Raw genomic sequence first — 5,052 nt, 5'->3', positions numbered from 1 at the left:
CTTAGTGCCAGCGCGATCCAGGTGACCTTCGATGACCCCGCACCCGCCCAGACCACGGTCCTGACGGTGCTGTCCCGGCTCGAGACGAAAGGGATGGTCACCCGACGAGCCCTCTCCCCCCGGCGGGTCACCTTCGAAGCAGCCGTCAGTAGCGCGCAGGCGCACGCCGCCGACATGGTCGAGGTGCTCGAGGACGCCCAGGACCGCGAGGATGCACTGATGGCCTTCACAAACAACCTCTCCGAGGCCGACCTCGATCTGGTGATGGATGCGATCACCTCACGGCGTTCTCGCCGGGAACGATGATGATCTGGGCGATCGTCGGGCCGTTAGTGACAGGCCTCGCCGCGGTCCCGCTCTCGGCGTGTCTTCTCACTCGTGGGACGTGGCAGATCCGTCGTCCGCGTCGCGCGCTGGCGGCGTGGGCTCTTACCGGCGCACTGGGACTAGTCGTCACGATCGTGGCCGTTCTCGTCGCGTCCGCGCTGTCGCTGTCGACGAGCTCTGCTGGCGCCCCGATCGAGGGGCTGGCCCTGACGCTCATCGCCTGGGCCGGGCTCGGAGGTCTTGGTATCGCGGGGTCCCTTACCCAGCTGCGCCGGGTCGATCTCGGCGAGGAAGATGACGATCGGCCAAGCATCACCGAACTGCTCTCCCGCCGGCGGACAGACTCCTGGCAGATGGGCACCATCACCGTCGTGGAGATCGAGGACCCGCGCTATGTGGCCGTGGCTATACCGGGCACGCCGTCAACGATTTTCGTCTCGCGCGCTGTCCAGCACGCACTGCCGCCCTCCTACCTATCCGCTGTTCTCGCCCATGAGGCAGCGCATCTCAGACAGCACCACACACTACTGAGGAGGCTTGGAGCGTGGCACACGGCGTGCTTGCCCAAACGTTCCGGCCTGCGAAGAGAGCTCGCTTCACGGATCACGCTGCTCACCGAGCTGGCCGCGGATGACGCTGCAGCCTCGAAGGTAGGTCCGGCCCACCTGCGGGCGGCCCTGGCCGCTCTCAACCGCCTCACCCCCTCCCGCGAGCTCGGAGTTCGCGCCGCTCGAGTCAGCGCACTCCACCCACAGCACTGCGCGCCGGACGCCTTGCCGTCTTCGCGCACCCCAAGCGGACATCTGCGCCCCGAGCATCGCTGAGTGGCGCACGGGAGACGTCCGCGACATCGCGACCTGTCGCCCCGAGACCAGTATTCGACATCTTGTAGAGTCGGCGTGGTGAAGCAGAGAGCAGTGGCCTTCGCGCTCGGCGCGCTCCTCGTCGCAATACTTCCTGCGATGGCCGCGAACCTGCTCGGCGGCCCCTCCGTGTACGAGGACATCCACCGAGGGTTCCCCGGAACAGGGACGGCCGTGACTGCCGCCGCGCTGCGCGGTGCCGCAGACCTCGCGGCCGTGACCTCCCTGGGCGCCGTCGTCGCGGTGCTGTTCCTGCATCCGCGCGGGAAGAGCGAGGCAGGCCGGCTGCGATTCGGCCCGGACCTGCGCCTCCTCACTTGGGCGTCGGGCGCCTGGACCGTGCTGGCGGCGGCGAACCTGATCGTCGCTGCACCCGAGTCCAACGGCGTCGAGCTGGGCCGCCTCCTGGAGCCAGGTGCGTTCGGACCGCTCTACACGTTCGGCTACATGCCCCGGGCATGGACCGTGACCCTGTTCGGAGCGCTGGTCCTGTGGCTGTGCTCCTACTGGGGCACGCGCTGGACGACGCTGCTGCCGGGGCTGTGGGCGGGGATCATCGGCGCGCTGGCGCCGGTGGTGGTGGGGCAGATCCTCGTCGGTCCGAACCATGACATCGGCGGGGATGCCGGCGCGCTCCAGACCATCGCGGCAGGAGTCCTCCTCGGACCGGTCCTGGTCACCGCCGCGGTGCGGCTGATCCGCAGCGGGGAAAGGGGCCCTCTCGACGAGGGGCTCGTCCTCCGCGTCGGCCTGGTCGGGGCGGTCGCCGTGCTCGCGGCGGAGCTCGTGGTGACGTGGTTCAAACTTGCCGGGAGCGATCCGTGGGCGAGCGTGACCGGCGTTCTCACCCTGGTGCGTCTTGCTCTTCTGGCAGCGCTCGTTGTCTCTCTCGTGGTGATGCGGCGCAGGGGCTCTCACCGGATGGCGGTCCCGGCCCTGCTGATCACCGTGTGGGTGGCGATCGGTGCGGCGATGACTCGCATTCCGCCACCGCAGTACTTCGTGCCCACGAGCATCCCTGAGGTGTTCATGGGGTTCGAGGTGCCGGATGCGCCGACCTTCGCGACGCTGATGAGCACAGGGAGGCTCAACCTGCTGTTCGCCGTCCTCGCCGTCGTCGGCATCGCGTCCTATCTCGCGATGGTGATCGTCCTGCGCCGCCGGGGCACGAGATGGCCCATCAGCCGCGTACTGCTGTGGTGTGGCGGCTGGCTGGTCGTCCTCGCGGCCACGAGCTCCGGGTTCGGAAAGTACTCCGCCCCCGACTTCGGCGTGCACATGGTGGTGCACATGAGCCTGTCGATGCTCGCTCCGATCCTCCTGGTCCAGGGCGGGGTGATCACGTTGATCCTGCGCACCGCACGCGCGGATCGACGCCGGGCGGGCGTGCACTCATGGGTGACGCAGATCCTGCACTGGCGGCTGCTGCGGACCCTCTACCACCCGGCGGTCGTGTTCGTCATCTTCATCGGCTCCTACTACGGCCTGTACTTCACTCCGCTGTTCGGCACGATGATGCGCTTCCACTGGGCGCACCAGCTGATGAACCTCCACTTCCTGGCCACGGGGTACGCGTACTACAGCCTGATCATCGGTGTGGACCGTCCGCCGCGCCCGCTGCCCCATATCGGGAAGCTCGGCTACACCTTCGCCGCGATGCCCTTCCACGCCTTCTTCGGAGTGGCCATCTACTCCTCGCCCACGCTGTTCGCCCAGACCTACTACGACTACCTCGCACTGCCGTGGGCGAACCTGTGGGAGTCCCAGAAGATGGCCGGCGCGGTGGCCTGGGCGGGTGGGGAGATCCCGCTGATCATCGCGATCGTCGCACTGTGCATCCAATGGGCGCGCCAGGACGACAAGGAGGCCCGTCGCCGGGATCGGCACCTCGACCGCGGCCTGGACACCGAGTTCGACGCCTACAACGACATGCTCAAGAGACTCTCGGACAGGGAGCGCACCCGATGAACCACACCCCCACCGCACAGGCCGCCCCACCAGCCCTCTCCCTGGAGGAGCGGTACACCTTCGACGTCTCCGGGATGACCTGCGCGGCATGCGCGAATCGCATCGAGCGGAAGCTGAACAAGCTCGACGGCGTCAGCGCCACCGTCAACTACGCCACCGAGCGCGCCGTCGTCACGGGCATCACCTCACCGGCGCACGCGATCGATGTCATCCGCGGCGCCGGGTATGACGCCGCCGAGCACGACGACCAGGACGACGAGTGGTCGCGCCGCGCCAACGAGAACCGCATCGTGAGCCTGCGGCGCAGACTCATCACCGCAGCACTGCTCACCGTCCCCCTGATGGACCTCACCATCGCCCTCGCACTCGTCGAGCAATGGCGGTTCCCCGGCTGGGAACTGCTGTGCGTCCTCCTCGCGGTCCCCGTCATCACGTGGGCGGCATGGCCCTTCCACCGGGCTGCCTGGAGGAACCTGCAGAACCGCTCCGTCAGCATGGACACTCTCGTCTCCATCGGCATCCTCACCTCGTTCGGCTGGGCCCTGGTCTCGATGCTCGCGGGCATCGACGCCGCCGACGGCGTGTGGCTCGGCATCGGCGAGGTCCCCGAGGGCGCCAACGCCCTGTACCTCGATGTCGCCGCGGGACTGACGACCTTCCAGCTCGCGGGCCGCTACTTCGAGACCCGCAGCCGGCGCCGCGCCGGCGACGTGCTCGGCGCGCTGTCCGCCCTCGGGGCACGGGAGGCCCGCCGTCGACGTGACGGGGTCGAGACGATGGTGCCGGTCGAGGAGCTCCGCACCGGGGACGTCGTGCTCGTGCGCCCCGGCGAGACGATCGCCGTCGACGGCCGGGTCATCGAGGGCACCGCCTCCCTCGACACCGGTGCGATGACTGGGGAATCCCTGCACCGCACCGTCGGACCGGGCGACGAGGTCATAGGCGGCACCGTCTCCGCGGACGGGATCCTCGCCCTCGAGGCGACCCGGGTCGGTGCCCACACCCAGCTCGCACAGATGGCCGCCATCGCCGAGCAGGCGCAGATCCGCAAGGCCCAGGTCCAGCACCTCGTCGACGCCGTGGTGCGCGTCTTCGTGCCCGTCGTCCTCGTCCTCACCGTGCTCGTCGCGTCTGCCTGGCTCCTCTCCGGTGCAGACCTGCCCACTGCGGTGACCAACGGGATCAGCGTGCTGATCATCGCCTGCCCCTGCGCCCTCGGCCTCGCCACCCCCACCGCGCTGATGGTCGGCGTCGGACGCGGCGCGCTGCTCGGGGTCCTGGTCAAGGGACAAGACGCTCTCGAAGCCAGCGGCAAGGTCACCACCGTCGTCCTGGACAAGACCGGAACCCTCACGCTCGGCGCCCCGCGCGTCATCGACATCCACCCCCACGGAGTCACCGCTGAGCAGCTGATGCGCCTGGCCGCGGGGGTCGAAGCATCCTCCGAGCACGCCGTCGCCGAAGCACTCCGCACCCACGCCGCGACCATGGTCGCCGACATCCCTGCCGCCACTGGGCACATCGTCTCCCCCGGTCACGGGATCAGCGCAACGATCAATGGTGAGAGCATCGCAGTCGGAAGCCCCGCCTTCATGCACGAATTGGGCGCCCACCTCAGCGGGCCGATGGAGGAAGCCGTCAGCGAGGCCGAGCAGGCAGGTCGCTCCACAGCGCTGGTCGCACGAGACGCAGAGGTCATCGGAGTAGTCACCCTCTCCGATGCGGTCAAGGAGGACGCCGCGGAGGCCGTCGCCGCACTGCACGGGCTCGGACTGCGGACGGTGCTGCTCACAGGGGACGCCCCGGCCGCTGCCGAGCGCGTCGCAGGCTCCCTCGGCATCCCGGACGTCCGTGCCGGCGTCCTGCCCACCGAGAAGGTCGCCGTGATCGAACA

The 5,052-nt window shown here is 69.0% G+C and carries 4 protein-coding genes; all 4 read left to right on the top strand.

The annotated features are described in order from the left end of the window. The coding region (locus INT49_RS20435; RefSeq protein WP_193119574.1) for a BlaI/MecI/CopY family transcriptional regulator at nt 1-306 on the top strand (306 nt) is incomplete at its 5' end. Next, nucleotides 303-1,151, top strand: coding sequence for a M48 family metalloprotease (locus INT49_RS20430; RefSeq protein WP_096166793.1), 849 nt, complete (start codon nt 303-305; stop codon nt 1,149-1,151). The genes INT49_RS20435 and INT49_RS20430, both read left to right, overlap by 4 nt. Before the next feature lie 78 nt (nt 1,152-1,229). Then, nucleotides 1,230-3,158 carry a cytochrome c oxidase assembly protein gene (locus tag INT49_RS20425; protein ID WP_258772473.1) on the top strand — a complete coding sequence of 643 codons (1,929 nt, stop codon included), beginning with the start codon at nt 1,230-1,232 and terminating at the stop codon, nt 3,156-3,158. Then, on the top strand, nt 3,155-5,052 hold a 1,898-nt coding region (locus tag INT49_RS20420), incomplete at its 3' end, for a heavy metal translocating P-type ATPase (protein WP_193119573.1). The genes INT49_RS20425 and INT49_RS20420, both read left to right, overlap by 4 nt.

Origin of the sequence: Brachybacterium tyrofermentans, from assembly GCF_014897585.1 — a bacterium.
Classification (GTDB): Bacteria; Actinomycetota; Actinomycetes; order Actinomycetales; family Dermabacteraceae; genus Brachybacterium; species Brachybacterium tyrofermentans.
The sequence above is the reverse complement of the archived record's forward strand: the minus strand, read 5'-3'. Positions and strand labels throughout refer to the sequence as shown.

What these genes read in the sequence shown, in the direction of transcription:
- INT49_RS20430 (WP_096166793.1), top strand. Translation starts at nt 303, where the DNA reads ATGATGATCTGGGCGATCGTCGGGCCGTTAGTGACAGGCCTCGCCGCG.